This window comes from Thioclava sp. GXIMD4216, from assembly GCF_037949285.1.
Classification (GTDB): domain Bacteria; phylum Pseudomonadota; class Alphaproteobacteria; order Rhodobacterales; family Rhodobacteraceae; genus Thioclava; species Thioclava litoralis.
On sequence record NZ_CP149926.1, the window covers coordinates 2,387,324 to 2,414,097 of the forward strand.

Annotated in this window: 25 protein-coding genes; 9 read left to right on the forward strand and 16 right to left on the reverse strand. The window is 61.5% G+C overall.

Annotation, left to right across the window (positions count from 1 at the left end; translation table 11 throughout):
- Nucleotides 1-48: 48 nt before the first annotated feature.
- Together WDB88_RS11610 and WDB88_RS11615 are read right to left on the reverse strand one after the other, a co-directional pair.
- Entirely contained in the window at nt 49-1,848 is a 1,800-nt protein-coding gene (locus WDB88_RS11610) for a TRAP transporter large permease subunit (protein WP_339109530.1), read from the reverse strand.
- A 2-nt stretch (nt 1,849-1,850) separates the two neighbouring features.
- Nucleotides 1,851-2,429 carry a TRAP transporter small permease subunit gene (locus WDB88_RS11615; RefSeq protein ID WP_339107835.1) on the reverse strand — a complete coding sequence of 193 codons (579 nt, stop codon included), beginning with the start codon at nt 2,427-2,429 and terminating at the stop codon, nt 1,851-1,853.
- A gap of 586 nt (nt 2,430-3,015) precedes the next feature.
- On the opposite strand from WDB88_RS11615, the gene WDB88_RS11620 reads away from it, so the two are divergent.
- Nucleotides 3,016-4,761, forward strand: coding sequence for an acetolactate synthase 3 large subunit (locus WDB88_RS11620; RefSeq protein WP_339107836.1), 1,746 nt, complete (start codon nt 3,016-3,018; stop codon nt 4,759-4,761).
- 63 nt (nt 4,762-4,824) lie between these two features.
- The gene (gene ilvN / locus WDB88_RS11625) at nt 4,825-5,385 is read left to right on the forward strand and encodes an acetolactate synthase small subunit (RefSeq protein WP_339107837.1); all 561 of its coding nucleotides are present in this window, start codon (nt 4,825-4,827) and stop codon (nt 5,383-5,385) included.
- A 141-nt stretch (nt 5,386-5,526) separates the two neighbouring features.
- Here the strand turns inward: ilvN and WDB88_RS11630 are convergent, their stop codons facing one another.
- The 4 genes from WDB88_RS11630 to WDB88_RS11645 form a co-directional block, all read right to left on the reverse strand.
- Nucleotides 5,527-5,775 (reverse strand): hypothetical protein, encoded by a 249-nt coding sequence (locus WDB88_RS11630; protein WP_339107838.1) that lies wholly within the window; start codon nt 5,773-5,775, stop codon nt 5,527-5,529.
- Nucleotides 5,776-6,043: 268 nt separating this feature from the next.
- On the reverse strand, nt 6,044-6,754 hold the full coding sequence (locus WDB88_RS11635) for an alpha/beta fold hydrolase (protein WP_339107839.1): 711 nt from the start codon (nt 6,752-6,754) through the stop codon (nt 6,044-6,046).
- Between the two features lie 139 nt (nt 6,755-6,893).
- Nucleotides 6,894-7,640, reverse strand: coding sequence for an alpha/beta hydrolase (locus WDB88_RS11640; protein WP_339107840.1), 747 nt, complete (start codon nt 7,638-7,640; stop codon nt 6,894-6,896).
- Entirely contained in the window at nt 7,637-8,914 is a 1,278-nt protein-coding gene (locus WDB88_RS11645; protein WP_339107841.1) for an MFS transporter, read from the reverse strand. Before WDB88_RS11645 ends, WDB88_RS11640 begins: the two co-directional genes overlap by 4 nt.
- Nucleotides 8,915-9,101: 187 nt before the next feature.
- Between WDB88_RS11645 and thrS the strand changes: the two genes are divergently transcribed.
- Together thrS and WDB88_RS11655 are read left to right on the forward strand one after the other, a co-directional pair.
- Nucleotides 9,102-11,048, forward strand: a complete 1,947-nt coding sequence (gene thrS, locus WDB88_RS11650) for a threonine--tRNA ligase (RefSeq protein WP_339107842.1) — start codon at nt 9,102-9,104, stop codon at nt 11,046-11,048.
- Between the two features lie 230 nt (nt 11,049-11,278).
- The gene (locus WDB88_RS11655) at nt 11,279-11,485 is read left to right on the forward strand and encodes a cold-shock protein (protein ID WP_339107843.1); all 207 of its coding nucleotides are present in this window, start codon (nt 11,279-11,281) and stop codon (nt 11,483-11,485) included.
- A gap of 191 nt (nt 11,486-11,676) precedes the next feature.
- On the opposite strand, the gene WDB88_RS11660 is transcribed toward WDB88_RS11655, so the two are convergent.
- The 5 genes from WDB88_RS11660 to WDB88_RS11680 form a co-directional block, all read right to left on the reverse strand.
- Nucleotides 11,677-11,964 carry a helix-turn-helix transcriptional regulator gene (locus WDB88_RS11660; RefSeq protein WP_339107844.1) on the reverse strand — a complete coding sequence of 96 codons (288 nt, stop codon included), beginning with the start codon at nt 11,962-11,964 and terminating at the stop codon, nt 11,677-11,679.
- 130 nt (nt 11,965-12,094) lie between these two features.
- Nucleotides 12,095-12,421 carry an ArsC/Spx/MgsR family protein gene (locus tag WDB88_RS11665; RefSeq protein ID WP_339107845.1) on the reverse strand — a complete coding sequence of 109 codons (327 nt, stop codon included), beginning with the start codon at nt 12,419-12,421 and terminating at the stop codon, nt 12,095-12,097.
- A 1-nt stretch (nt 12,422) separates the two neighbouring features.
- Nucleotides 12,423-13,100 carry an ABC transporter ATP-binding protein gene (locus WDB88_RS11670; RefSeq protein WP_339107846.1) on the reverse strand — a complete coding sequence of 226 codons (678 nt, stop codon included), beginning with the start codon at nt 13,098-13,100 and terminating at the stop codon, nt 12,423-12,425.
- Complete coding sequence (locus tag WDB88_RS11675) at nt 13,093-14,385, reverse strand: lipoprotein-releasing ABC transporter permease subunit (RefSeq protein ID WP_339107847.1); 1,293 nt, start codon at nt 14,383-14,385, stop codon at nt 13,093-13,095. Before WDB88_RS11675 ends, WDB88_RS11670 begins: the two co-directional genes overlap by 8 nt.
- A 97-nt stretch (nt 14,386-14,482) precedes the next feature.
- On the reverse strand, nt 14,483-15,655 hold the full coding sequence (locus tag WDB88_RS11680) for a cytochrome c peroxidase (protein WP_339107848.1): 1,173 nt from the start codon (nt 15,653-15,655) through the stop codon (nt 14,483-14,485).
- Nucleotides 15,656-15,784: 129 nt separating this feature from the next.
- On the opposite strand from WDB88_RS11680, the gene WDB88_RS11685 reads away from it, so the two are divergent.
- Entirely contained in the window at nt 15,785-16,561 is a 777-nt protein-coding gene (locus WDB88_RS11685; RefSeq protein WP_339107849.1) for a hypothetical protein, read from the forward strand.
- A gap of 43 nt (nt 16,562-16,604) precedes the next feature.
- Here WDB88_RS11685 and proS read toward each other — a convergent pair whose 3' ends face one another.
- Nucleotides 16,605-17,945 (reverse strand): proline--tRNA ligase, encoded by a 1,341-nt coding sequence (gene proS, locus WDB88_RS11690; protein WP_339107850.1) that lies wholly within the window; start codon nt 17,943-17,945, stop codon nt 16,605-16,607.
- A gap of 82 nt (nt 17,946-18,027) precedes the next feature.
- The gene (locus tag WDB88_RS11695) at nt 18,028-18,543 is read right to left on the reverse strand and encodes a hypothetical protein (RefSeq protein ID WP_339107851.1); all 516 of its coding nucleotides are present in this window, start codon (nt 18,541-18,543) and stop codon (nt 18,028-18,030) included.
- Between the two features lie 200 nt (nt 18,544-18,743).
- Between WDB88_RS11695 and WDB88_RS11700 the strand changes: the two genes are divergently transcribed.
- The 4 genes from WDB88_RS11700 to WDB88_RS11715 are packed head-to-tail and all read left to right on the forward strand — an operon-like array spanning nt 18,744 to nt 24,361.
- On the forward strand, nt 18,744-19,826 hold the full coding sequence (locus WDB88_RS11700) for an AI-2E family transporter (protein WP_339107852.1): 1,083 nt from the start codon (nt 18,744-18,746) through the stop codon (nt 19,824-19,826).
- Nucleotides 19,827-19,860: 34 nt separating this feature from the next.
- Complete coding sequence (locus WDB88_RS11705; protein WP_339107853.1) at nt 19,861-20,553, forward strand: DnaA/Hda family protein; 693 nt, start codon at nt 19,861-19,863, stop codon at nt 20,551-20,553.
- A 46-nt stretch (nt 20,554-20,599) separates the two neighbouring features.
- Nucleotides 20,600-22,765 (forward strand): RNA degradosome polyphosphate kinase, encoded by a 2,166-nt coding sequence (locus tag WDB88_RS11710; protein ID WP_339107854.1) that lies wholly within the window; start codon nt 20,600-20,602, stop codon nt 22,763-22,765.
- Nucleotides 22,766-22,807: 42 nt separating this feature from the next.
- Entirely contained in the window at nt 22,808-24,361 is a 1,554-nt protein-coding gene (locus WDB88_RS11715; RefSeq protein WP_339107855.1) for a Ppx/GppA family phosphatase, read from the forward strand.
- Here the strand turns inward: WDB88_RS11715 and WDB88_RS11720 are convergent.
- From WDB88_RS11720 to WDB88_RS11730, 3 genes are all read right to left on the reverse strand, one after another.
- Nucleotides 24,358-25,392, reverse strand: coding sequence for an endonuclease/exonuclease/phosphatase family protein (locus WDB88_RS11720; protein WP_339107856.1), 1,035 nt, complete (start codon nt 25,390-25,392; stop codon nt 24,358-24,360). The two genes, WDB88_RS11715 and WDB88_RS11720, sit on opposite strands and share 4 nt — an antisense overlap.
- A 7-nt stretch (nt 25,393-25,399) precedes the next feature.
- Nucleotides 25,400-26,098 (reverse strand): molecular chaperone DjiA, encoded by a 699-nt coding sequence (locus tag WDB88_RS11725; RefSeq protein ID WP_339107857.1) that lies wholly within the window; start codon nt 26,096-26,098, stop codon nt 25,400-25,402.
- Nucleotides 26,099-26,254: 156 nt separating this feature from the next.
- Nucleotides 26,255-26,755 (reverse strand): Lrp/AsnC family transcriptional regulator, encoded by a 501-nt coding sequence (locus WDB88_RS11730; RefSeq protein WP_339107858.1) that lies wholly within the window; start codon nt 26,753-26,755, stop codon nt 26,255-26,257.
- Nucleotides 26,756-26,774 lie beyond the last annotated feature (19 nt).

Consider the following 26,774-nt stretch of genomic DNA (forward strand, 5'->3'; position numbering starts at 1 on the left):
CCGGCGCCTTTGCAAGCGCCGGTTCTGGTCTGAAAGCGTCCGGGCGGGTTAGTTCAGGCCACCCAGACCTGCCGGAGCCGGAATGCCAAGGCTTGCATCCCCGCCCTGCGGCGGCGTGGCGGGCTGGCCCGTGGGCGCACCCGGCATGCCCAGCGGCGGCAGGCCAAGCGGGTTGCTATCGCCGCCCGAAGGCGCCCCGCCCAACGGCGCAAGGCCGCCCATTCCGCCAAGACCCGGCATATCGGGCAGCTTCATCTCGATCGTCGACGGATCGATGGTCGGCCCTTTGTAATGCATGACCATCTGCGGGAAGGCGATTACCAGCCCGATCATCGCGATCTGGATGAAGAGGAAGGGCACCGCCCCCCAATAGATCTGCGAGGTCTTCACCGGCGCAATCGTCTTGCCGGTGATCCGGTCAAGATAGGGCACTTTCGGCGCGACCGAGCGCAGGAAGAACAGCGCGAAACCGAAGGGCGGGTGCATGAAGGAGGTCTGCATGTTCACGCCCAAGATCACGCCAAACCAGATCAGGTCGATCCCCATGGCTTCTGCCGCAGGGGCCAGAAGCGGCACGATGATGAAGGCCAGCTCGAAGAAATCGAGGAAGAAGGCCAGGAAGAACACCATCACCGAGACCACCAGCAGGAAGCCAAGCTGGCCGCCCGGAAGCGAGGTCAGCAGATGCTCGACCCAGAGGTGCCCGTTCACGCCGTAGAAGGTCAGCGAGAAGACCCGCGCCCCAAGCAGGATGAACATCACGAAGGCCGACAGACGCGTGGTCGAGGTCAGCGCGTCACGCACCACATCGAACTTCAGCCGCCCCTTCATCGCCGAGAGGATCAGCGCGCCAACCGCGCCCATCGCCCCACCCTCGGTGGGCGTTGCCACGCCAAGGAAGATGGTGCCAAGCACGAGGAAGATCAGCGCCAGCGGCGGGATCAGCACGATAACCACCTGCTGGGCCAGACGGCTCATGAGGTTGGTCTTCAGCCCGCGGTCGGCCAGCGCGATGACATAGGCCACGATCACAGCGGCAAAGACCGCCAGAATGCCCGCATCATTGGCCGCGTGATTGGTCGCCAGATAGAGATCGGTGCCATAGAAGACCGCGCCCGCGATCGCCAGCACGACAACCAGCGACATGACACCAGAGCCCAGCGTACGCGCCTCTTTCGGCAGCGCCGGCATGGCGTTCGGGCGGATGATCGACATCACGAAGACATAGCCCAGATAGAGCCCCATCAGGATCATACCGGGGATCAGCGCGCCTTTATACATGTCGCCCACGGACCGGCCCAACTGGTCGGCGAGGATGATCAGCACCAGCGACGGCGGGATGATCTGCGCCAGTGTCCCCGAGGCGGTGATCACCCCCGAGGCGATCTTGCGGTCATAACCGTAGCGCAGCATGATCGGCAGCGAGATCAGCCCCATCGCGATCACCGAGGCCGCAACGACCCCCGTGGTTGCCGCCAGAAGCGCGCCCACGATGACCACGGCATAGGCCAGACCACCGCGCACGGGGCCGAACAGCTGACCGATGGTGTCCAGCAGGTCTTCCGCCATGCCGGATTTCTCCAGCATCAGCCCCATGAAGGTAAAGAAGGGAATGGCGAGCAATGTCTCGTTCGACAAGACCCCCCACATCCGTTCCGGCATCGCGTTGAGAAGCGGCCAGCTAAGATGGATCGAGCCGCCCGACATCGGCGCCAGATAGACCCCGATCACAAAGAACAGCAGACCATTGGCCGCCAGCGAGAACGCCACCGGATAGCCCAGCAGCAGGAAGATCACCAGCGAGGCGAACATGATGGGCGCAAGGTTCTGCGCGATAAGCTCCATCAACATTACAGAGCCTCCTCTTTCACGACAGGCTCATCGGACATATCGCCGTGGCTGGACTGGCCCGCATGCGGGTCTTCGGTCAGACCGCGCAAAATAGCGATCTTCTTGATGATTTCTGCGATATTCTGCGCAAAGAGCAGCACGAAGCCGATCAGGAGCAGAAGCTTTGCGGGCCACAGGATCAGCCCGCCCGCATTCGTCGAAACCTCGCCCGAACGGATCGACAGCATCACATAGGGATAGAGGAAATACAGCATCAGCGATGTGAACGGCAGCAGAAAGAAGACATGGCCAAACAGGTCGATCCAGTTCTGGGTGCGCCGTTTCAGCGCGCCATAAAGGATATCGATCCGGATATGTTCGTTCTTTTGCAGGGTATAGGCCGCCGCCAGCAGGAAAGCCGCCCCGTAAAGATACCATTGCAGTTCAAGCCACGCATTGGACGAGACACTAAACACCTTGCGCACCACCGCATTGACCGCGCTGACAAGGATTGCCAGCAGGATCAACCATGACACAGATTTTCCGATGAATTCATTCACGCGGTCAACAGCCCGCGCGAATGCCAACATGGCACCCATAAGTTTCCTCCCTCACATCGGGTCCCGATGGGCAGGACCGCACTATGACACCCCCCCTCTTGGTGCAGACAGCCGTCTCAGGTCAAGGGGAATGCCTAAATCTGGTGAGATTAATTGACCACTTTGCACTTTTACCGCAACCAATCGGGCCGTTTGCTCCCCATTCAGGCGCATACCTTCCGATTACCACGTCCGGCGCCGTTTTACACCCATTCGCCGCCGAGCGCGTGGCCTTTCTCCGAATCTGCCGCAAATCCGCCCGCCCGGCCGTGGTCAATTTGCGATTATTCCGACAAGCCCCGGCATTTACGCAATAAAGAACCGAATTATATGCCCGCAGAGTTACTTTATTTCCGATTTTGAGATTGACGGCCCTTGCGCGGGGACATAATGTGCCAGCAACCACAGTGAAAGGACTAGCGATGAACTCGCTCCTCGTCGTCATTAGAAGGAAGCGCATGGGCCGTTAAGCGGTTAGACCATGATGGTTCCCATGCGCCCCCGCCACAGGTCGGGGGCTTTTTCGTATCGACACACTGGGTTGGATTGGAACGGGCCCGATATTGGGCAATGGATGGAGTATGCGATGTCACGGCAGATGACTGGCGCGAAAATGGTGGTTCAGGCGCTCAAGGATCAGGGTGTCGAAGTTATCTTCGGCTATCCGGGCGGCGCTGTGCTACCGATTTATGACGAGATTTTCCAGCAAAACGACATCCGCCATATCCTTGTCCGCCACGAACAGGCGGCGGTCCATATGGCGGAAGGCTATGCCCGCTCGACCGGCAAGCCGGGCGTGGTGCTGGTCACCTCTGGCCCCGGGGCGACGAATGCCGTCACCGGCCTGACCGATGCGCTGCTCGATTCCATCCCGCTGGTGGTTCTGTCGGGTCAGGTGCCGACCTTCCTGATCGGCACCGACGGTTTTCAGGAAGCCGACACCGTGGGCATCACCCGTCCCTGCACCAAGCATAACTGGCTGGTAAAAGAGACCGAGGAACTGGCCGCCACGATCCACGAGGCCTTCCATGTGGCGACCTCTGGCCGCCCTGGCCCCGTGCTGGTGGATCTGCCCAAAGACGTGCAATTCGCGCTTGGCACCTATTGCGAGCCGAAACAGGTGGATGTCAGCCATTACGCCCCCAAGGTGAAGGGCGATATCGAGGCGATCACCAAGCTGGTGGAGCTGATCGAAACCGCCAAGAAGCCCGTCTTCTATACTGGCGGCGGCGTGATCAATTCCGGCTCGGCGGCAAGCCAGCTTCTGTGCGAGCTGGTCGATGGCACCGATTTCCCGATCACCTCGACGCTGATGGGTCTGGGTGCCTATCCGGCCTCGGGCAAGAACTGGCTGGGGATGCTGGGGATGCACGGTCTCTATGAGGCCAATCTGGCGATGCATGACTGCGACCTGATGATCAATATCGGCGCGCGTTTCGATGACCGGATCACCGGCCGCGTGGCAGATTTCTCGCCCGAGTCCACCAAGGTGCATATCGACATCGACCCCTCCTCGATCAACAAGATCATCCCCGTGCATCTGCCGATCGTGGGTGATGTGGGCCATGTGCTGGAAGACGTGCTGAAGGTCTGGAAGGCGCGTGGCCGCAAGACCAACAAAGAGGCCGTGGCCGCATGGCACAAGCAGGTGGACGAATGGCGCGCCGTGCGCTGCCTTGCCTATACCGGCTCGGAAAAGACCATCAAGCCGCAATATGCGCTTGAGCGCCTGCAGGCGCTGACCGCCGACCGCGACCGCTATATCACCACCGAAGTGGGCCAGCACCAGATGTGGGCCGCGCAATATCTGCATTTCGACAAACCGAACCGCTGGATGACCTCCGGTGGTCTGGGCACCATGGGCTATGGGTTCCCTGCCTCGATCGGGGTGCAGATCGCGCATCCGGAGGCGCTGGTGATCAACGTGGCCGGTGAGGCCTCGTGGCTGATGAACATGCAGGAAATGGGCACCGCCTCGCAATTCCGCGTGCCGGTCAAGCAGTTCATCCTGAACAATGAACGCCTCGGCATGGTCCGCCAGTGGCAGGAGCTGCTGCATGGCGAGCGCTATTCCTCCAGCTGGTCCGAAAGCCTGCCCGATTTCGTCAAGCTGGCCGAGGCCTTCGGCTGGAAAGGGATCGTCTGTGACAACCCCGCCGATCTGGATGATGCCATCATGGAGATGCTCAACCACGATGGTCCGGTGCTGTTTGACTGCCTTGTCGAGAAGCATGAGAACTGCTTCCCGATGATCCCCTCGGGCAAGCCGCATAACGAGATGCTACTGGCCGCCGATGCGCAGGCCTTCAAAGAGGGCGCAGCCCTCGTGTAAGCCTGATCGGGCGGGTCCGCCCCGCCCGAGCGCTGAAATGCATGGATTGAAAGGAGACAGGCTATGGCCGCTCTGAACATCAAAAAGGGCTCGACGAGCCATTCGGCCTATGACCTACGGGATTTCCATTCCGAGGTCGTGCAAAGCCACACGCTGGCGCTGATCGTGGAAAACGAAGCGGGCGTTCTGGCCCGTGTGATCGGGCTGTTTGCCGGTCGCGGGTATAATATCGACAGCCTCACCGTGGCCGAGATCGACCATAAGGGCCACCGTTCGCGCATCACCATCGTGACCCGCGGCACCGTGGCCGTCGTCGAACAGATCAAGGCCCAGCTTGGCCGCATCGTGCCGGTGCATGAGGTGATCGACCTGACCATCGAAGGTCAGGCCGTTGAACGCGAACTGGCGCTGATCAAGGTGGTGGGCGCGGGCGACAAGCGTATCGAGGCGCTACGTCTGGCCGAGATCTTCCGCGCCAATGTGGTGGATTCGACGCTGGAGAGCTTTGTCTTCGAGATGACCGGCGCGCCCGAGAAAATCGACGCCTTTGCAGAGCTGATGCGTCCGCTGGGCCTGAGCGATGTCGCCCGTACCGGTGTCGCGGCCCTGTCGCGCGGGATCTGACCACCGCGTCGACCACCGCGTCACTGGCCCCGAAATACACAAAGGCGCGGCTGTCCTGCCGCGCCTTTAGTCTATTCCGGCACACCCGCTTCCGGAATGACGCCTTCGGAATGTCTGGCTTCGAAATGTCTGTGCAGCCGGTCAGGGCGGATCTTGCAAGAAGACATCGCCCATCAATGCCCCCTCGATCATTTTGACCAAAGCGGCCGCCCGCCGCGCCTCTGCCATGTGACGTTCCAGAACCGCGCCCGCATCGGCTTCCACACGGATCGCCCCACGCCTGCTGCTGCCCCGCGCCGGCGGGCTCAGGCGCGCCATTTGCGCCACGGCATCATTTGCAGGCTGTGGACGCGCCGCGTCGTTCTCATATTGCGGTGCGCTGTAGCTCACCAGATCACACCCCTTTTCCAAGGAAGCAATGCGCACAGAGCTGCCCTGAAAATATCGATGATCGTAAACGGGGTCGTTCGCTTTGAAAGTGCAACTCACGATACGGATCATCAGGCCCTCCCTGCCATCGATCGCCTTCGTGCAAGGCAATTGAAATAACCGAACCCACTATTCACCGTAGACAAGAGAATAGAGGCGCAAAAGTTCTTTCTGCCTCTCAGGAAGATGTTCCAGTGCAAACGTTAAAAAAACCCAAAGAAAGTATCTATTATTTGAAAGATTCTGGCAGGTTGAGCCAGTCCCGCAGCGCCTCGGTGACCACCTCCGGTTGCTCGAGCGGCGCCAGATGCCCCGCCTGCGGGATTTCCTTGTAAACGCCATGCGGAATCAGTTCGGCCAGAAACTGGTGACGGCGCGGCGGACAAATCGTATCGGCCTCGCCGCAGAGCAAAAGCGCCCGCAGGCGGGCCGTGCGCAGCGACCGCTGCTGGTCGGGGCGGCGCATCAGCGCCCGCGACTGGGCGGCAAACCGGTCAGCGCCCAGGCTGCCTGCCATATCCAGCAAGATCGCCTGAACCGTAGCGCGATGTTCGCCCGCAGCCAGAGCCTCCGCAGGCACCTCTTCCAGCATGGCATCATCCAGACGCCCGATTTTGGCCCGCAGGATCCGCTGCTCGCGCAACCCCGCCATTGTGGGCGTTTCTGTCAGGGGCGACACGTTCATCAGGGCAATACGGCTGATCCGCTCGGGGGCCTGCTTGAGCATTTCCATCGCCACCAGCGCGCCCAGCCAATGCCCTGCCAAAGCAAAACGCGGCGGCGCATCCGCCAGCACCGCCTGCGCCATCGCCTCGACGCTCTCGCCCCGCAGCGGACAGACCATCACCGATCGTTCTGCGGAAAGCTCTGCAACCTGATGCCAATACATACGGGCATCGCACATAAAGCCCGGAAGCAGAACCAGTGGTTCAGCTGTCATCGCTCGAATTCCCTCTTCCTCTTGTGGCGGCTTCACCGCTCTTGACGCCAATGTGACGCAAGGGCGATGGAGATTGAAGCGGAAATGTCATCTCGGGGTTATAACGGCGGCCGCAAGCGACCGGATCAGGGGTGATCCCTTACGGAATACGAGCCAGCACATCGGCCACGGCACGCTCGATCATCTTCAGACAATCCTCATCCGAGAAGCGGTGATCGGCGCCCTTCACCAGTTGCAGCGTCATATCGGGGCAATCGGCGTGATTCAGTAGCCGGATCGCCCAGTCATAGGGCACGGCTTCATCATTGGTGCCCTGCAGAAGCCGCGTCGGGAAGGGCAGCGACAGCGGGTCGCGCAGCACCAGACGGGTGCGGCCCTCGTTGATCAGGCGGCGGGTGATGATCATCGGCGCGCCATAGTCCGAAGGGATCGCGATCTGCCCTTCGGCTTCCAGCTTATGCTTGGTGTCCTTGTCGAAACTGGCCCAATAGCCGTCTTCGGTAAAATCAGGCGCCGCCGCAATCGTCACCAGACCTGCCACGCGGTCGGGGATCGTGCGCGCCACCAGAAGCGACACCCAGCCACCCATCGACGAGCCCACCAGAACCTGCGGCCCCTTGGTTAGCGTGGTGATCGCCGCCATCGCATCTTCGAACCAATCGCCAATCGCGCCTTCCTCGAAGGTCCCCGAAGACACTCCATGGCCAGAATAATCGAACCGCAGGAAGGACTTGCCCTGGGCCTTCGCCCATTGTTCCAGCGCCAGCGCCTTGGTGCCCTCCATATCCGAGCGCAAGCCCCCCAGAAACACGATGCCCGGCTCGCTGCCCTCGATACGGTTATAGCCGATCTTGCGGCCTTCGGGTGTGGTCAGGAAATCGGTCATGTCTGAACCTCGGTCAATTTCGTTGCAATCCAAGCGCCTGCCACAGACATCACAAGAAACACCCCGATGACAAGGGGCACCGAGACACTTCCCAATGCGGCAGCCCCTGCCCCCGCCACCAGCAGGAAGATGCCCACGACCGTATTCGAGACCGCCGTGTAATCCGCCCGCTCGCCCGGCGCCGACATATCCACCAGATGGGTAGACCGCCCTTGACGCACGCCATGATAGGCCAGCATCAGGCAAAACAGCACCACAGGCATCGCCCAGATGGTCTGCGCCAGCCCCATAGCGTTCATCCCCAAGGCCAGCGCCAAGCTGACCGCCGCCGCAAGCCCCGCATAGATCAGCACGCGACGCGAGGACCGGTCCGACAGCCGCCCCCAGATATAGGCCGAAAGGAAAGCCGCCACGGAGGAGGCCAGCACCAGCCCGCCCAATTCGGCAAAATCCTGACTGCCCTTGGAGGCCAAAAGCACCAGATAGGGCGGCGCCAAAGCCGTACCGACCAGAAGCGCGCGCGCCATAATGAACAGCCGCAGCTGGCGGTCTTCGCGCATCAGGGTCCAGGGGTTGGGCAGGCCCTGATCGCCCGTGCCGCCATCATCATCCTCGACCATCAGCGCCATCATCACCGCACCAATCCCCCAGCCGATAGCAGCTAGAAAGATCGCCCATTCCACAAGGGCATAGCGATCCACCGGCACAAACAGCAGCACCAGCGCAAAGATCACCACCGCCGCAGAACCGATCGTCGAGGCCGTGCCCGTCACCGTGCCGCGGCGGCTTTGACCAATCGTCTTTCCCAGCACATCCTTATAGGCCACCGAACAGGCCGAGCGCGCGACCGCCAGCACCGCCAGAAGCGCCACGATTACCGCGCCCGCCAAAGCTCCCTCAAGCCGCAGGCCCGCCAGCGCGATGCCGCCCGCCGCAAGCCCCTGCACCGCCGAGCCCAAAGCCCAGACCCATTTGCGCCGTCCCCGCCCGTGGATCAGCGCCGCCGTGAAGATCTGCGGCAAAAGCGCCCCCGCCTCGCGCACCGGCACCAGAAGCCCCGTATAGAAGGCCCCTGCCCCCAGATGGCTAAAAAGCCAGCTGAGCACCAGCTTCGGGTCAATCAGCCCATCCGCCGATTTCGTCCCCGCCAACCCCACGATATGACGCAGAAAATTCGAAGGCTCGGCCTTGCGGGGGGCGGGTTTCAGGCCGCCGTCGCGGTCGGCGTCGTCCACAAGGCGGCGGAACAGGGAACGGCTGAACTGGCTGGGCATGGAGACCTCGCTGAGACTTCCATAGATAACGGTGCTGTGAATGGGGAAGTTCCGCCATAGGCACCCGTTTTTATGGACATTCTTTATCGAAGACTTGACACCGTTTCCTGCGGGTTCCACAAGGCCCCCGAATACATAACTTGCAACCGGGCGTTCCGTGGGCGCCAAACCGACGAGGAGGACTCAGATGTCCCAGATTACCCTCACCTTCCCCGATGGAAATCAGAAGCAGGTCGATGCCGGCATCACGCCGATGGAAATCGCCGAGGGCATTTCCAAATCCCTGTCGAAAAAAGCGATCTCTGCTCAGGTAAATGGCCAGCATTGGGATCTGCAATGGCCGATCAAGGAAGATGCGCAGATCGCCATCAACACCATGTCCGATGATGCGCCCGCGCTGGAACTGATCCGCCACGATCTGGCCCATATCATGGCCCGCGCCGTGCAGGAGATCTGGCCGGATGTGAAAGTGACCATCGGTCCGGTCCGCGACAACGGCTGGTTCTATGATTTCGACCGCGCCGAGCCCTTCACCCCCGAAGATCTCGCGGTGATCGAGAAGAAGATGCGCGACATCATCAACGCCCGCGAGCCGGTAAAGACCGAGCTGTGGTCGCGTGAGGATGCGATCAAATATTACGAAGACCGTGGCGAGCCCTTCAAGGTCGAGCTGGTTAACCGCATCCCCGAGGGCGAGGATCTGCGGATGTACTGGCATGGCGACTGGCAGGACCTCTGCCGTGGCCCGCACCTTGTCCATACCGGCCAGGTGCCCGCCGATGCCTTCAAGCTGACCCATGTGGCGGGCGCCTATTGGCTGGGTGATTCCAGCCGCCCGATGCTGCAGCGGATCTATGGCGTGGCCTTCAAGACCAAGAAGGACCTGAACGCCTGGACCACCATGATGGAAGAGGCCGCCAAGCGCGACCACCGCCGTCTGGGCCGCGAGATGGACCTCTATCACATGCAGGAAGAGGCCCCCGGTCAAGTCTTCTGGCACCCCAATGGCTGGACCATCTACACCACGCTGCAGGACTATATGCGCCGCAAGCAGCGCACTGACGGCTATGTCGAGGTGAACACCCCGCAGGTGGTGAACCGCAAGCTCTGGGAAGCTTCGGGGCATTGGGAAAACTATCAGGAGAACATGTTCATCGTCGAAGTGGACGAGGATCATGCCCGCGAGAAAACCGTCAATGCGCTGAAGCCGATGAACTGCCCCTGCCACGTGCAGGTTTTCAACGTGGGGCTGAAATCCTATCGCGATCTGCCGCTGCGTATGGCCGAATTCGGGTCCTGCAACCGCTATGAACCCTCGGGGGCGCTGCATGGCATCATGCGGGTGCGCGGCTTTACGCAGGATGACGCGCATATCTTCTGCACCGAGGCGCAAATCGAGGAAGAAACCGCCAAGTTCATCAGCTTCCTTGCGGGCATCTATGCCGATCTGGGCTTCGAGAACTGGACGATCAAGCTCTCGACCCGCCCCGAAAAGCGCATCGGCACGGAAGAAAGCTGGGACCGCGTCGAGGCGGCGCTTGGCAATGCGTGCAACCACGCAGGCTATGAATACGAGATTCAGGAAGGCGAAGGGGCGTTTTACGGGCCGAAACTCGAATTTACCCTGACCGATGCGATTGGCCGCGAATGGCAATGCGGCACGCTGCAGGTGGACCCCAACCTCCCCGAGCGTCTGGATGCCAGCTATATCGGGCAGGATGGCGAGCGTCACCGCCCCGTCATGCTGCACCGCGCGGTTCTGGGCTCGTTCGAGCGCTTCATCGGCATGCTGATCGAGAATTTCGCGGGCAAGCTGCCTTTGTGGCTGGCGCCGCGTCAGGTGGTTGTGGCCTCGATCGTGTCGGATGCCGATGACTTCGTGCGCGAGGTCACTGCTGCATTGACGGCCCGTGGCATCCGTGCCGAAGCCGATACGCGCAACGAGAAGATCAACTATAAGGTGCGCGAGCACAGCCTCGGCAAAGTGCCCTATATCTTTGCCATCGGGATGAAAGAAGTTGAGGACCGGACCGTTTCGGTGCGTCGTCTGGGGGAAAACCGCACCGAGACCGTCGCATTGGACGAAATTATCGCAACGCTTGCATCGGAAGCCCTCGCCCCCGATCTGCGCTAATTTTTCGGGCAAAATGCCATGCGCCGTGACGCCATATCACAGAAAGGTGAGAGAGTTCGCTCTCTCGCCATTTCGTCATTGCATTTTCATACGCATGGTTCATGTTCGTACTCGCGTGTAACGCTGACTTTCTACCCCGTGTCCTAAGGGCTGCCGGGCGACTTGGAAGACCAGGCAGCACGGCCCGGTTGCAATCTCGCCGCCGGGAAGACCTGAAGGAGACTACGGGAATGGCCACTGGCACCGTAAAATGGTTCAACACCACCAAAGGCTACGGCTTCATCGCCCCCGATGAAGGCGGCAAAGATGTGTTCGTCCATATTTCTGCAGTTGAGCGCGCAGGGCTGACCGGCCTCGCCGACAACCAAAAGATCGAATACGAACTGATCAGCGGCCGTGACGGTCGTGCCTCTGCTGGTGAGCTCAAGGTTCTCTGAGCTTCATAGTCAGATGACGAGACGGCCCGATTCCATCATCGGGCCGTTTTATTTTGTCGGCACCCTCCCTGCCCCGAAGCCCCACTCGGGCACACCTGCCTCCGCAGTTCCGGAACAAAGCAAAAGCGCGCCGGATCAGGCGCGCAGGTCTAGGAGCTTGTCCAGAAAGCAGAGTATCGACAGGCCAAGGCTTATTCGCGCAGATCACCTTCCGGCACACCCAAAGCCGCAGCCGCCCGCAGCCGAAGATCGGAACCCAGCGCTTCTTTGCGGCATTCGATCCGCGCGAGCTGTTCCGGCGAAATCCCGACCGCATCTGCCAGACCCGCAGTGGACAGATTGGCCGCATGACGCCATGCGCAAAGCGGCGTTGCGCCCGCAGTAATCCAGGCAAGATGCACCCAATAATCGGGACGGACGGAAGTCACACGGGTAACCGGCGCACCCATAAGCTGGGCGGGGCTTGCAAGCTGAACCATACGGAATCCTTCCGTTACTGCGTCTTTTCACTACTCTGAACGACAGAGGTTAAAAATTCCGACGCGGAAAACTGATACATCAGGAAAGAAACATAAGCTGGTAAATAAAGTTCCCGCCCAGCCCAAATTTTTATGCCAGCCAGAGCCCCTGAACATCTTTCGCCCAGCCCAGCGTCATTTGCCCTGCCTCCTCAAGCACAGGACGTTTCATCAAGGTAGGGTGCAGGGCCAGAAGGTCTTTGACGGGCGTGGCGCGTTCGGCCTCGTCCAGCCCCCGCCATGTGGTGGAGGATCGGTTCAGCAGCTTGTCCCCGAAAGCCTCGTAAAAGGCCGCCAGCTTTTCCGCCGACAGAGGCGTTTCGCGAATATCGTGAAAGATCACGGTCTTGCCCGCGGCCTCCAAGGCTTTGCGCGCTTTGCGGCAGGTATCGCAGGTCTTGATGCCATATAGATCCATATCAGTCCCTCAACAGCCCCCCATCCAGCCGGAGCACCCGATCCATACGCTGTGCAAGCTCCATATTATGGGTCGCAATCAGCGCCGAAAGATTCGTCTCGCGCACGAGATCCATCAGCGCCGCGAATACCGTATCCGAGGTCGCCGGATCAAGATTGCCGGTGGGTTCATCCGCCAGAAGCAGGCGCGGTTTATTGGCCAAGGCGCGGCAAAACGCTACCCGCTGCTGTTCGCCGCCCGAAAGCGCCGAGGGGCGGTGGCTGGCGCGGTCCTTCAGGCCGACGCGCTCCAGCAGGGAGCGGGCATGAGACACCGCCTCGGCACGAGCGACCCCATTGGCCAATTGCGGCAGCACGATATTTTCCTCGGCGGTAAATTCGGGCAGCAGATGATGGAACTGGTAGACAAAGCCCAGCGAATTCCGCCGTGCCGCCGTACGCCGCTTGTCGGAGGCGCGCCCCAGATCCTCACCGTCAATCTGCACCTCGCCGGTATCGGGCGTATCCAGCAGCCCCGCGATATGCAGAAGCGTCGATTTACCGGTGCCCGAAGGCGCGACCAGTGCCACCACCTGCCCCGGTGCAATCGCCAGATCAAGGCCCCGCAGCACAGCGATCTCTTTGGCCGTGCCACGGTTATAGATTTTCTCGATGCCGGAGAGCTTCAACACATCACTCATAGCGCAGGGCCTCCACAGGGTTCAGACGCGCCGCACGACGGGCGGGAAAAATTGTCACCACAAAGCTGAGCCCAAGCGACAGGCCCACGGATTTGACCACATCCATCACCTGCAGCTTGGCGGGAAGCTCGTAGATGCCGCGCACCGAGGCATCCCAGACATCGCCGCCATTAAGCGCATTCAGCCCGTCCATGATGTGCTGGATATTCAGCGAGAACACCACCCCCACGACCAGCCCCGCAAGGGTGCCGATCACGCCGGTAAAGGCGCCACACAGAAAAAACACCCGCAGGATCGAGCCTTCGGTCAGCCCCATCGTGCGCAAGATCCCGATGTCGCGGCCCTTGTTCTTGACCAGCATGATCAGGCCCGAGGTGATATTCATCGAGGCAATCAGCACCAGCACCGACAGGATAATGAACATCACATTATCCTCCATCGTCAGCGCCTTGAGAAAGCTCCCCGAGCTGTCGCGCCATGTCCAGAGCATGGTGCCCTCGCCGCCCGCCTCCATAAGCTGGGGCGTCCAGTTATCCACATTCTCGGGGTCGGTCACACTGACATCAATCTCGTCGGCCCCACCCTCGCGGTTGAAATAGCTCTGCGCCTCGGTGAAGGGCATATAGATGCGGGTCTGGTCGATGTCATAGCGCCCCGCCGAGAAGATATAGGTCACCGTATAGGCCGAGACCCGCGGGCTGGTGCCAAAGGCGGTCTTGGCCCCTTCGGGCGACAGAAGGCGCAGCTTGTCCCCCAGACCGATGCCAAGGTCGCGCGCCATGCCGGACCCGATGGCGATGCCCTGATCGAAATTGTCCAGACTGCCAATGGCCTGATCCGAATGCGCCACGCCGGGGATTTTTTCCAGATCCGCTTTGCGGATGCCGAACACCTCGCCCACATTGTTGCGGTCGTTGAACGTGGCCATCACCTGCCCTTTCACCAAGGGCGCGGCATCTGTCACACCGGGAATTGCGGCGATGCGCTTGGCGCGTGCGTCATAATCACGGATGATCCGGCTATAGACGCCCGAGCCCTCCACCACCTCGGTTGGTGCCGAATAGACCGTGACATGGGGATTTGCACCAAGAATGGTATCCACGAATTCCGCGCGGAAGCCCGCGCGCACGGCCAGCGTGATGATCAGCGCAGCCACCCCCAGCGTGATGCCGATCAGGCTGATCCAGGTCATCACCGAGACCCCGCCTTCGGCCCGACGTGCCCGCAAGTAGCGCCAGGCAATCATGAATTCAAACGCCGAGAAGGGCCTGCTTTGGCCAGCCATATGGTCTCTCCGGATAATCGTAATCGCGCGGCACAGTTGCGGCACGCGGGGGAAAGGTCAAGCGCTGGCCGGTGCCACCTGCATCAAACTGCCGATATTACGGCTCCAGCAGCGGCTCGTAGCGCGCATCGGTCAGGGTCTTGAGAAACGCCACCAGCGCGTCGATACGCTGGTCATCCAGCGCAGGCCCGATCTCCAGCTCTTTAAGGGACAGCGTCCCCGCCACTTCCGGCGGCGCAAAGGGCTTGCCGGTTTCGGGGTTGATATGCCGCTCGGGGCGCTTGGTGTTATAGGTGTTGTAGAACAGGATCACCGTGCGCAGGTCGGAGAACACCCCGTTATGCATATAGGGGCCGGTGACCGCCACATTGCGCAGGGTCGGCACCTTGAACTTGCCCGCCTGTGCGGGGTCGGTGATGGCGGGGTTGGCCAGAAGCCCCTGATCGTGGAAATCGCTGGCCACACCATTCAGCCCGCGCGCGGCAACATTCACCGGAACACCGATATTATGGTATTGGTAATTCGAGAAGGTCTCCCCCGCCTCGCCCGGTGTCGCGCGCAGCTGATGGCACTGGTTGCAATTTGTAAACTGCTGCGAAAAGAACAGGATGCGCCCCAGTTCCTCTTCATCCGTCAATTCGATCTCGCCGCGCAGAAAACGGTCATAGCGGCTGTCGAAAGGGGCGAATTCGTCCGTGGCCTCGAAGGCGGCAATCGCCTTGGTGGCGGCGGCCAAAGTGGCTTCGGGGTCGGCTTCGGGGTCGGCAATGCCCGCCAGATCGCGGGCCAGCCGCGCCTGATCGGGGTTTTCAGCCAGTCGCCGGGCAAACAGCCCCGCCGATGCCAGCCCCATCTCGATCGGGTTGAACAGCGGGCCACGCGCCTGCTCGGTCAGATCCTTGGCACGCCCGTCATGGAACTGCCCGCCACGATAGATCCCCGAGCCATCCTGACCGAAGGCGGGGGAAAAGCGCGCATAGCCCAAAGTCGGCGCGTTCCTGTCGCCCAGACTTGTCATGTCATCGCCCAAAGACACTGCCCGCCCCGCCTGTGATTCACGTGGATCAGTGAAGGCCAGCGCCGGATCATGGCAGGTGGCGCAGGATTGCGTGCCATTCTGCGACAGCTCGGTGTCGTGAAACAGCATCTCCCCCCACGCGACCCAAGGCGCGGGTGCCGCCTCTTGCGCGGCAAGTGGCGCGGCAAGCGGTACCGCACAGGCAACGCCAAGGACAAACGCGGACAGACGGAACAGAACGGGCATCGGCATCACGGGATGTTATAAACCTACAGACCAAGCCCATGCCGCATTTTCCTGATTTTTTCAATCAAGATCTTGCATATTGCCTGCGATCCCGCCCTGTGCCAGATGCCACAAAGCAATGACGGGCTGTTTCTGATGCGCTATATTCTGCAAGGTTTTGTTATTCTCGGGCTGACATTCCTGACCCAGATCGGCGGGGTGGCGTGGCTGCTTTCTTTGCCCATGCCACGGCGCACTCTGCGTCTGGCGCTCTTTGCGCTGAGCTATCTGGTGTTATGGGCGGCCTGCCTGTGGCTTGCACCGCTGGGCGGTCGGGTGGCCCTCCCCTGCCACGGCACTGGCCACGCCACTGGCCCGCTGGAAATGCGTAGCTGGCTGACCTGTGCACTCAACCGCAATTATGTGACGCCCGATCTGAAAGCCGCGCTGGAACGCACGGCCCAGACCATGCAGGACCGCCATCCGGGAACGATCACGCAGGTGCTGGACGCCAATTTCCCCTTTCTCGACGGTTTTCCGCTGCTGCCGCACCTGTCGCATAAGGACGGGCGCAAGGCGGATCTGGCGCTGTATTATATGCGCGATGGCCAGTATCTGGCGGGCAAAACCCGCTCGCCCATCGGCTATTTCGCCTTCCAGCAAGGGCCCTCGGACTGCCCGCGCAAATGGCCGACCTTGCGCTGGGATATGGGGTGGCTACAGGGGCTCTTCCCCGACTATCAGCTGGACCCTCAGCGGACCCGTGACCTGCTGGCGGTTCTTCAGGCCGACCCTGCCATCGGCAAGGTCTTTCTGGAACCGCATCTGGTGGCAGAGATTGGCGCAAACGAGCCCAAGATCCGCTTTCAGGGCTGTCGGGCGGCGCGCCATGACGACCATCTGCATCTGCAACTGGCGCCCCGAGGCGGATGACCGCATGAAAAACCCCCGCTTGCAGGAAGCGGGGGCCTGAACCTTAGCGGTGGGGGGCGTAGATCTCGATGATCTTGGCCACAGCCGCATCTGCCGACATTTCCTCGCTTTCGCCGCTACGGCGCGAGGTCAGCTCGACCTTATTGGCCGCCAGACCGCGCGGCCCCACGGTAATCCGCCACGGCAGACCGATCAGGTCCATCGTGGCGAATTTCGCGCCCGCCCGTTCGTTGCGGTCATCGTAAAGCGGGTCCAGACCCGCCTTCACCAGCGCGGCATAAAGCGCGTCGCAGGCGCTGTCACAGGCCGCGTCGCCCTGCTTGAGGTTGACGATCCCCACGTGGAAGGGAGTCACGCCCTCGGGCCAGATGATGCCCTTGTCGTCGTGGTTCGCCTCGATCAGCGCGCCGACCAGACGCGAGACACCGATCCCGTGCGAGCCCATCTCGACCGGCACTTTCGACCCGTCGGGCGTCTGGACAACAGCGCCCATCGATTCCGAATATTTGGTGCCGAAATAGAAGATCTGGCCAACCTCGATCCCACGGGCCGATTTGCGGCGCTCTTCAGGGACCTCGTTGAAGATCGCCTCGTCATGGGTCTCGTCGGTGCGGGCGTAAAGCGTGGTGAACTCCTTGCAGATCGCTTCCACCTCTTCGCGGTTGTCGTAATCGACCTCGCGGTCGCCCAAGGTGAGGTCGGTGACATTGCTGTCATAGAACACCTCCGACTCGCCCGTGGGGGCCAGCACGAGGAACTCATGGGTATTGTCGCCACCAATCGGGCCGGAATCGGCGCGCATCGGGATCGCGGTCAGGCCCATACGCTCATAGGTGCGCAGGTAGGAGACCATATGGCGGTTATAGGCATGCAGCGCGTCTTCGCGGGTCAGATCGAAGCTATAGCCGTCTTTCATGAAGAATTCGCGGCCACGCATCACACCGAAACGCGGGCGGACCTCGTCGCGGAATTTCCACTGGATCTGATACAGCGTCATCGGCAGCGATTTGTAGCTTTCGACATGGGCGCGGAAGATGTCGGTGATCATCTCCTCATTGGTCGGCCCGTAAAGCATGTCGCGGCCATGACGGTCCTTGATGCGCAGCATCTCGGGGCCATAGGCGTCATAGCGGCCCGATTCCTGCCAGAGTTCCGCCGATTGCATCGTCGGCATCAGCACCGGAATATGGCCCGCGCGGATCTGTTCCTCATGCACGATCTGTTCGATACGGCGCAGAACCTTATAGCCCAGCGGCAGCCACGAATAGATACCGGCCTGCTGTTGCTTGATCATGCCGGCACGCAGCATCAGCCGGTGCGAGGCAATCTGCGCCTCGGACGGGTTTTCCTTCAGAACGGGAAGAAAGTAACGGGAAAGACGCATGAGGGACGGCCCCTGTCGGTTAGGTGAAACTGGCCTTCGGGCTAGCCCATTCGGCGCGGTCAGGCAAGAGCAACCACGCGCATCACAGATCTTGCGCCTGCTCCGCAGTGTCCGGCACGGTCTGGAACAGCGCACAGGCAAGCTGCACACCGTTCTGGCGCAGGCTGACCGCACGCGGCTGCCGCGAAAGGAAGGCGCTGCGCACATCGGTATCGGGCAGAAGATATTCGGCCTTCTGACGACCGGCGGCAGGCAGCAGCAATTTCGGTGCCTGCCCCTGCGCCTGCATTTGGCGGTCGGCCTGTGCCTTGGGGTCGGGCGGAAGATCCGACTGCGGGATCAGCAGCGTGCCCGCCGCCCCACGCGGACAGGCGCTGGCCGAGGCCAGCTCGACCCCTGCCCCGAGCCTGTCGCCTGCCGCCAGTTCGACCGTAGCCAGCGCCAGACGCACAGACCCCTCCTCGGGGGCCAGATCGGCGACCGTCACAGAGGCCAATGCCTGCCCCTGTGCATCGACCAGATCGGCGCGGGCCGTCTCTGCGGCGGCTGGAAGTGCAAGCCCCAGCGAAACCATCGCCATCACAAAGAAGGTCTTCATTTTACGCTCCTGTTTGTGGCGCGTCATGAGTGACGCCCGCCGCCCTTGGATGCAAGCCCCGCCCGCCTATCTTATGTTCACGTCTTCTCAAGCGCCCTGACATGCGCAATCGCGAGGGCGTCGGGGACACTGTCCGGTGCGGGCGGTTGCCTTTGCCCGATTTTTCGTCATTCTGCGCAAGACCCATATCAGGAGCAATCATGTCTTTTACCATGCGCAACCAAGCGCTCATCTGGTCCATCGTCATCGTCGTTTTCGTGCTGGCGCTCTGGCTGATGGGAGATGTGATCCTGCCCTTTATCGTGGGCGGTGCCATCGCGTATTTCCTTGATCCCGTGGCCGACCGGCTGGAAAAATTCATGTCGCGCGCCTTGGCCACCACCGTGATTGCCGTCACCGCCACGCTGATCTTCGTGATTGCGGCGCTGGCCATCGTGCCGCTTCTGGTCGACCAGTTGACGCAACTTGTGCAAACGGCGCCGCAGATTTTCAACCAGTTGAAAGACTTCCTGACGACCCAATTCCCCGAACTGGCACAAAGCGGCTCGCCGGTAAACGAGGCGCTGGTCTCGATCGGGCAGACCATTCAGGAGCGCGGCGGCGAGCTGGCCAGCACCCTGCTCAGCTCGGCTATGGGCGTGGTCAATTTCATCGTCTTCATCGTCGTGGTGCCGGTGGTGGCCTTCTATATGCTGCTCGACTGGGACCCGATTGTGGCCAAGGTCGACCGGATGCTGCCGCGCGAACATGCCGCCACCATCCGCAGCCTCGCGCGCGATATCGACCGCGTCCTGTCGGGCTTCGTGCGCGGGCAGGTGACCGTCTGCCTGATCCTCGGGACGTTCTACGCCGTCGGGCTGATGCTTGCGGGGCTGAACTTCGGCCTGATCGCGGGGGCGATTGCGGGGTCGTTGACCTTTATCCCCTATGTCGGTGCGATTATCGGCGGCAGCCTTGCCATCGGGCTTGCGCTGTTCCAGTTCTGGGGCGAATGGGGCCATATCGCGATTGTGGCGGCCATATTCGCGCTGGGGCAGTTTCTGGAAGGCAATATCATCACGCCGAAGCTTGTCGGCAATTCCATCGGGCTGCATCCTTTGTGGCTGATCTTCGCCCTGTCGGCCTTCGGGACGCTGTTCGGTTTTGTGGGGATGCTGGTTGCGGTGCCTGTCGCGGCGATGCTGGGTGTGCTTGCACGTTTTGGCATCCAGCAGTACATGCAAGGACCGCTTTACAAAGGGGTCGGCGCCAAGGATCTTCCGCCGGAAGATTTCACCAAGTGAAAAGGCACGACCCGGCCAGACCGGGGGAGGCAGGATGACAGGCAAACAGCTGATATTCGACCTGCCGCTGCGCCAGTCGCAGGGGCGCGAGGATTACTATGTCGCACAGGCCAACGCGCTGGCGCTGGCGATGCTCGACACGCCCGAAAGCTGGACCTCGGGGCGAATGATCCTGACCGGCGATGCCGGCGCGGGCAAAACCCATCTGGCGCAGATCTGGGCCGATGCGAACCGCGCGCCGCTGATCCCCGCCGCCGAATTGCAGAACTATGATGCGCCCTGGCTGGCAACAGCGGGCGCAATCGTCGTGGATGACGCCAATCACATCGCGGGCACCCGCGAACGCGAATCACTGCTGTTCCACCTGTGCAATCTGTGTCAGGCGGAGGGGGTGAAGCTTTTGCTGACCGCCCGCACCGCGCCGCGTGACTGGGGGCTTGTGGTGCCGGACCTGCGCTCGCGTATGGAGGCCACGACCAGCGCCAAGATCATGCCACCCGATGATGCACTGCTGGCTGCCGTTCTGGTGAAAATGTTTGCAGACCGCCAGATTCATGTGCCGGTGACGCTGATCCCGTGGCTTGTCAGCCGGATGGACAGGTCTCTGGCGACGGCACGGGCACTGGTGGCCGCTCTTGACGCAAGGTCACTGTCGGAAAAACGCGCGATTACCCGCTCTTTGGCCTCGGACGTTCTGGACAGTCTTGGTCTTCACGAGGAAGATTGATCAAACTGTCATCTTTCCGATACATTTCAGGGCAATAACCGCGGTCATGACACAGGCTGATTTTCTCAAAACCCCGTTTCCCGTGCCCGTCGAACTTCCCGAGGAAGTCATCTCCGGTCCCGGACGTTTCTTCAACCGCGAGCTGTCATGGCTCGCGTTCAACTGGCGGGTCTTGGAAGAGGCCACCAATCCGCGCGTTCCGCTGCTCGAACGGCTGCGCTTCGTCTCGATCTCGGCCACCAATCTTGATGAGTTCTACACCGTGCGCGTGGCCGGTCTGCGCGAACTGGTCCGCGAGGGCAATAACATCCCCTCGCATGACGGGCTCACCCCGCGCGAACAGCTGCAACTGATCAATGAAGACGCCCGCCAGCTGATGGATATGCAGCAATCGAGCTGGAACACCATCCGGCGTGAACTGGACGAGGCGGGCATCCATGTGGTGACCCGCGCGACGCTGACCGAAGACGATCTGGTTTTCCTGCGCGATCACTTCCTGCAAAAGGTGTTTCCGGTGCTCTCGCCTCTGGCGATTGATCCGGCCCACCCCTTCCCGTTCATCCCCAATCTGGGCTTCTGTCTGGCACTGGAGCTGGAACGCCCCGGCGACAAGCGCCGTATGCAGGCGCTTCTGCCGATTCCGCAGCAGATCGACCGGTTTGTCCGCCTGCCCGGAGAGGCGCGCTTCCTGCCGCTGGAAGACGTGCTGCTCTTGCACCTGAACTCGCTCTTCCCCGGCTTCCGCGAGCGCGGCCATTGTGCCTTCCGCGTGCTCCGCGACAGCGATCTCGAGATCGAGGACGAGGCCGAGGATCTGGTGCGCGAGTTTGAAACCGCCCTGAAGCGGCGGCGGCGCGGTCAGGTGATCCGGCTGAAAATCACGGCAGGTGCGCCCGAAAGCCTGCATCAGGTGATCCGCGAGGAATTGCATGTCACGCAAGACGAGGTGGTGGAAGTGCGCGGCCTTCTGGGCGTGGCCGATCTCAAGGAGCTGATCCTTGACGACCGCCCCGACCTGCTCTGGCCCTCCTTCACCCCTCGCGTTCCCGAACGGGTGCAGGACCATGAAGGCAATATGTTCGCGGCGATCCGCCAGAAAGACATGTTGCTGCATCACCCCTACGAGACCTTCGATATGGTGGTGCGGTTTCTGGCACAGGCGGCCAATGACCCCAATGTGGTGGCCATCAAGCAGACCCTCTACCGGACCTCGAAGGATTCGCCCATTGTCGCCGCGCTCTGCGAGGCCGCCGAGAACGGCAAGATGGTCACGGCACTGGTCGAGCTGAAAGCCCGTTTCGACGAGGCCGCCAATATCCGCCAGTCGCGGATGCTGGAACGCGCGGGCGCGCATGTGGTCTATGGTTTCACCAATTACAAAACCCACGCCAAGATCAGCACCGTGGTGCGCCGCGAGGGAGACAGTCTTGTAACCTATACCCATTACGGCACCGGCAACTACCACCCGATCACGGCCAAAATCTATACCGATCTCAGCTTCTTCACCTGTGACGATGCGCTCGGGCGCGATGCGACCAAGGTTTTCAACTATCTTTCGGGCTATGTGCAGCCGGAAAATCTCGAGAACCTTGCAATCTCGCCCCATACGCTGAAGCCGCGCCTGCTGGAGCTGATCGCCCGTGAGGCCGAACATGCCAAAGCCGGTAAACCCGCCGAAATCTGGGCGAAGATGAATTCGATCATCGACCCCGAGGTGATCGACGCGCTCTATGCCGCCTCGAATGCGGGCGTGAAGATAAGCCTTGTGATCCGTGGCATCTGCGGTATCCGCCCCGGCATCAAGGGCCTGTCGGAGAATATCCGCGTGAAATCCATCGTCGGGCGCTATCTGGAGCATTCGCGGATCGTCTGCTTTGGCAATGGCCACGGGCTGCCCTCGAAAAAGGCGCGGGTCTTTTTCAGCTCGGCCGACTGGATGGGGCGCAACCTCAACCGGCGCGTGGAAACGCTGGTGGAGACCACAAACCCCACCGTCAAGGCGCAGATCACCGAACAGATCATGGCGGCGAATATGGCCGATGAGGCCCAAAGCTGGATTTTGCAGCCCGATGGCAAATTCATCCGCTATCTGCCCGAGGACAATCAGACGCTGTTCAGCTGTCACCGCTTCTTCATGGAAAACCCGTCGCTTTCGGGACGGGGTTCCGCAGGGGCAAGTGACGTGCCAAAGCTTGCTCATAGCTTCGACTGAGCCTAGAATTTGGGCGATGTTTGTTTAGCCCGGAAGGCACAGATGGCAGATATGGTGGCCGTCGGTAGCAGCACTGACAATGACGAGTGGGATCCCTTCGGAAAACCGCTCTTTGACGACCCCTCGATTCGCGCGCTCAGCCGTGTTGGGGTCGTCGATATAGGCTCGAACTCTATCCGCATGGTCGTCTTTGACGGCGCGGCGCGTTCGCCTGCCTATTTTTTCAATGAGAAAGTCATGGCGGGGCTCGGGCAGGGGTTGGCCGAAACGGGCCGATTGAACCCCGAAGGGCGCATCCGCGCCCTGACCGCGATGCGCCGCTTTGCCGCGCTGGCCAAGGGGATGAAGGTCAATTCACTGACCTGTGTGGCCACCGCCGCCATGCGCGATGCCGAAGACGGGCCGGACTTCCACAAGCTGATCGAACAGGAAACCGGCCTGACCATCCATGTGGTGGACGGTCCCGAAGAGGCGCGACTGTCGGCACAGGGCGTGCTGCTGGGCTGGCCCGATGCCAACGGTCTCATCTGCGATATCGGCGGCAATTCGATGGAACTGGCAGAGGTGCGAGATGGCAAGGTCTGGCGGCGGGTTTCCTCGCAGCTCGGGCCGTTCCGTTTGCAGCTTGTGGGCGACCGTGCGGCGCAGATTGCCCATGTCAAAGAGACCATGCAGCGGCTGGCCGCCGAGGTGGGCACCGATTACGAGCGGATCTATCTGGTCGGTGGATCGTGGCGCGCCATTGCCCGCATCGATATGGAGCGCGAGGCCTATCCGCTTCTGGTGCTGCATGAATACCGGATGACACCGGAGGCGGTGGGCAAAACCCTCGAGATGATCGAAAGCACCAATCTCTCGGATTTGCGCACCCGCACCGGCATCGGTTCGGCACGGATGGATCTGGTGCCCTATGCGGCCATCGTGCTGCGCGAACTGGTCGCGCTGTTCCAGCCCGCCGAAATCGACGTGTCCTCTTACGGGATCCGCGAGGGGCTGCTTTACGAACAGATGCCCGACCGTCTGCGCCGCCGCGATCCGCTGATCGAGGCGTGCCGTCATGCCGAACGCCGTGCCGCCCGCCTGCCCGGCTTTGGCAAGAAGATGCACAGCTTCATCCAGCCGATCTGGGGCGAGGTGCCGCCCGAAACCTACCGTCTGATCCGTGCGGCCTGCCTGCTGCATGACACGACATGGCGCACCCATCCCGATTACCGCGCCGATGCCTGTTTCGAAAACGTCACCCGCGCCAATATGGCGGCCTTGTCCCATCCGGAGCGGATTCTGGTCGGGCTCGCGCTTTTGCATCGCTACAAGAACAACCGCTCGAACTCGGCGCATCAGGCCCTTTTCAAGCTGCTCTCGAAAGACCAGATCCGCGAGGCCGAAATCTTGGGCAAGGCCATGCGCTTTGCGGCCATGTTCTCGATTGACGATCCGACCGAGGCGGGCGTGCTGACCCATCACCGCGAGGACAAGCGGCTGGAACTCAGCCTGACCCGCAAGGGCGCGGACCTGTTTGGCGAAGTCACCGAATCGCGCTTCACCTCGCTATGCAATTCGCTTGGCGTGAAGCCGGTCATCCGCCAGCCCGCCTAAGGGCGGCCTTGTGCTGCCCCTGCTTCGACGGGGGCATGCAGCACCAGATCCAGCGATACCGGAAAATGGTCCGAAGCGGTCAGCAGCGCCTCCCGCAATTCGGCATTGCGATAACAGGCGGGGTCGTCGAACGGATGCCAGATCCGCCATGCAGGCCGGTTGGCGCAAAGATCCCCCGACACCATGATGTAATCGACCATCGCGCCGAAATAATGCTGATCGGCCACAGACCAGAACCGCGCCGATGCGGGTTGGGCAAGCGTCGGCCCGACCTGCAGGCGGGCATGCGGATCATGCAGCAGATACCGCCCCGGCCCGAGCTGCCCCGAAATCACTTCCAGCGCGGATTGGCCCAGCACTTCTTCATATTCGTCCAGCCCCGGACCATCGTTCAGATCTCCCAGCAAAATCAGTGACTTCCCCTGCCGTAGCAGGTCCTCCACCCGCTCGCGCAGCCAGAGCGATTGCACAAGCTGCTTGCGACGGCTGCGCAACGCCAGCCGGTGCATGTTCCGCGCGGTCTGGCCATGCGAGACCTTCGATTTGATATGCACCCCGATCAGATGGAAGGTGCTGCCCGCACTTTCGATGATCGCTTCAAGCGGCGGCTTGTCGAAGACATGATCGGCCGCACTCAGCCCGTGCACGCGCGGCACCGGATGGCTTCCCGGTTCCGGATCAAGCCTCACCGCCACCCGATCAGGATCATAGAGCAAGGCGATCTCTTGCTGGGTCACACTGGCCGCCCCATGCAGACAGGCACGGGTGCGCAACCCGAAATACTCGGCAAACAGCTCCAGACTGACCCGTGTATGCCGCCCGACCCCGTCATCGGGGGCCTCGACCACAAGCATCAGATCGGCATCGACAGAGGCCATCACCCGCGCCACCGCCCGTGCCTGACCGGCGGCGGTCGTCTGCTCGTGGCGCGTAGGCCGCCCGTCAAATAACGGCTCGCCCTGCGCATCGAACAGATTGGTGAACCACTCCACATTATAGGTCGCGATCCGCAAATTGATATCGCGCTGCATGATGCCCCTAGGCCATCTCCCGCCGCGTGCGAATCTCTTCCCACGCACGGTTCAGCGCCACTGTCCGGTCTTGAGCCAGACGCACGGCCTCTTCCGGCATCCCGCGGGCAATCGCGCGATCGGGATGGGCCTCGCGTATCGCCGCCTTCCACGCCTTGCGTACCTCGTCAAGGCTCGCATCCGGCGCGACCTCCAGAACGGCCCAAGGGTCCGGATCGGGCCCTGCCACGTAGCTGGCACGGATGGCGCTATAGCAGCAGTCCTTCAAACCGAAGATCCGCGCCACCTCTTTCAGGAAGATCTCTTCATTCTCGTGGAAATCACCATCGGCCACCGCAATGGCAAACAGCCCCTCCAGCACGTCTTTCAACACCCCGTTGCCCGGACCGAACATCGCGGCAATCTTGCGCGCATAGGCATCAAAACCGGCCACATCGGTGCGCGCCATGTTGAAGACACGCGCGGCATTGGTCTCTTCGCCCGGCGGGATCGAGAAAATCCGGCGGAATGTCTCGACCTCGTTACGGGTCACCTGCCCGTCGGCCTTGGCCATCTTTGCCCCCAGCGCGATCACCGCAATGGTGAAGGCCACCGACCGTTCGGGCGGCGCGCGCAGTTGGTCGAACACATCCGAAAGCGCCTCCCCCCGCGTCAGGGAAGCAAGTGCCGCCGCGATGCGCGACCATAGAGAAAGAGGCTTGTCCATGCAGCCAGTCTAGCCCGAAACAGCCCGACTGCACACCGCGATTTTTGCACAGAGGCTCACGAATTTATGCGCGGCTGCCAGATGCGGCCCCTTCGCTCGGGGCTACCTTCTTGGCCGTCAGGGGCTTCACGCGCCCCGCCCCGTGGCCAGACAGGTTCAGGCCTGCTTGGCCAGACGGCTTTCCAGCACGTCGAAAGGCACACCGGGCTCGTCCTTGGCACAACGGATCACCAGCGAGGTTTTCACGCTGGCCACGTTTTCCGCAGCGGTCAGATCGCTCATCAGGAAGCTCTGGAAGGTCGAGAGATCGGGGGCCACGCATTTCAGGATGAAATCGATCTCGCCATTGAGCATATGGCATTCCCGCACCAGCGGCCATGTATTGCAACGCGCCTCGAACTGCGCCAGATCGGCCTCGGATTGCGAATGCAGCCGGACCGAGGCAAAAACCTGCACCTCGAAATTCAGCTCGCGCGGGTTCACATCAGCATGGTAGCCGCGGATATATCCCGCCTCTTCCAGCGTGCGCACACGCCGCAGGCAGGGCGGTGCCGAGATCCCCACACGCTTTGCCAGCTCCACATTCGTCATACGCCCGTCGGCCTGTAACTCGGCCAAGATTTTCCGGTCGATTTCGTCAAGCTTTGAACTGGCCATGATCACACCTCCGCCTTGC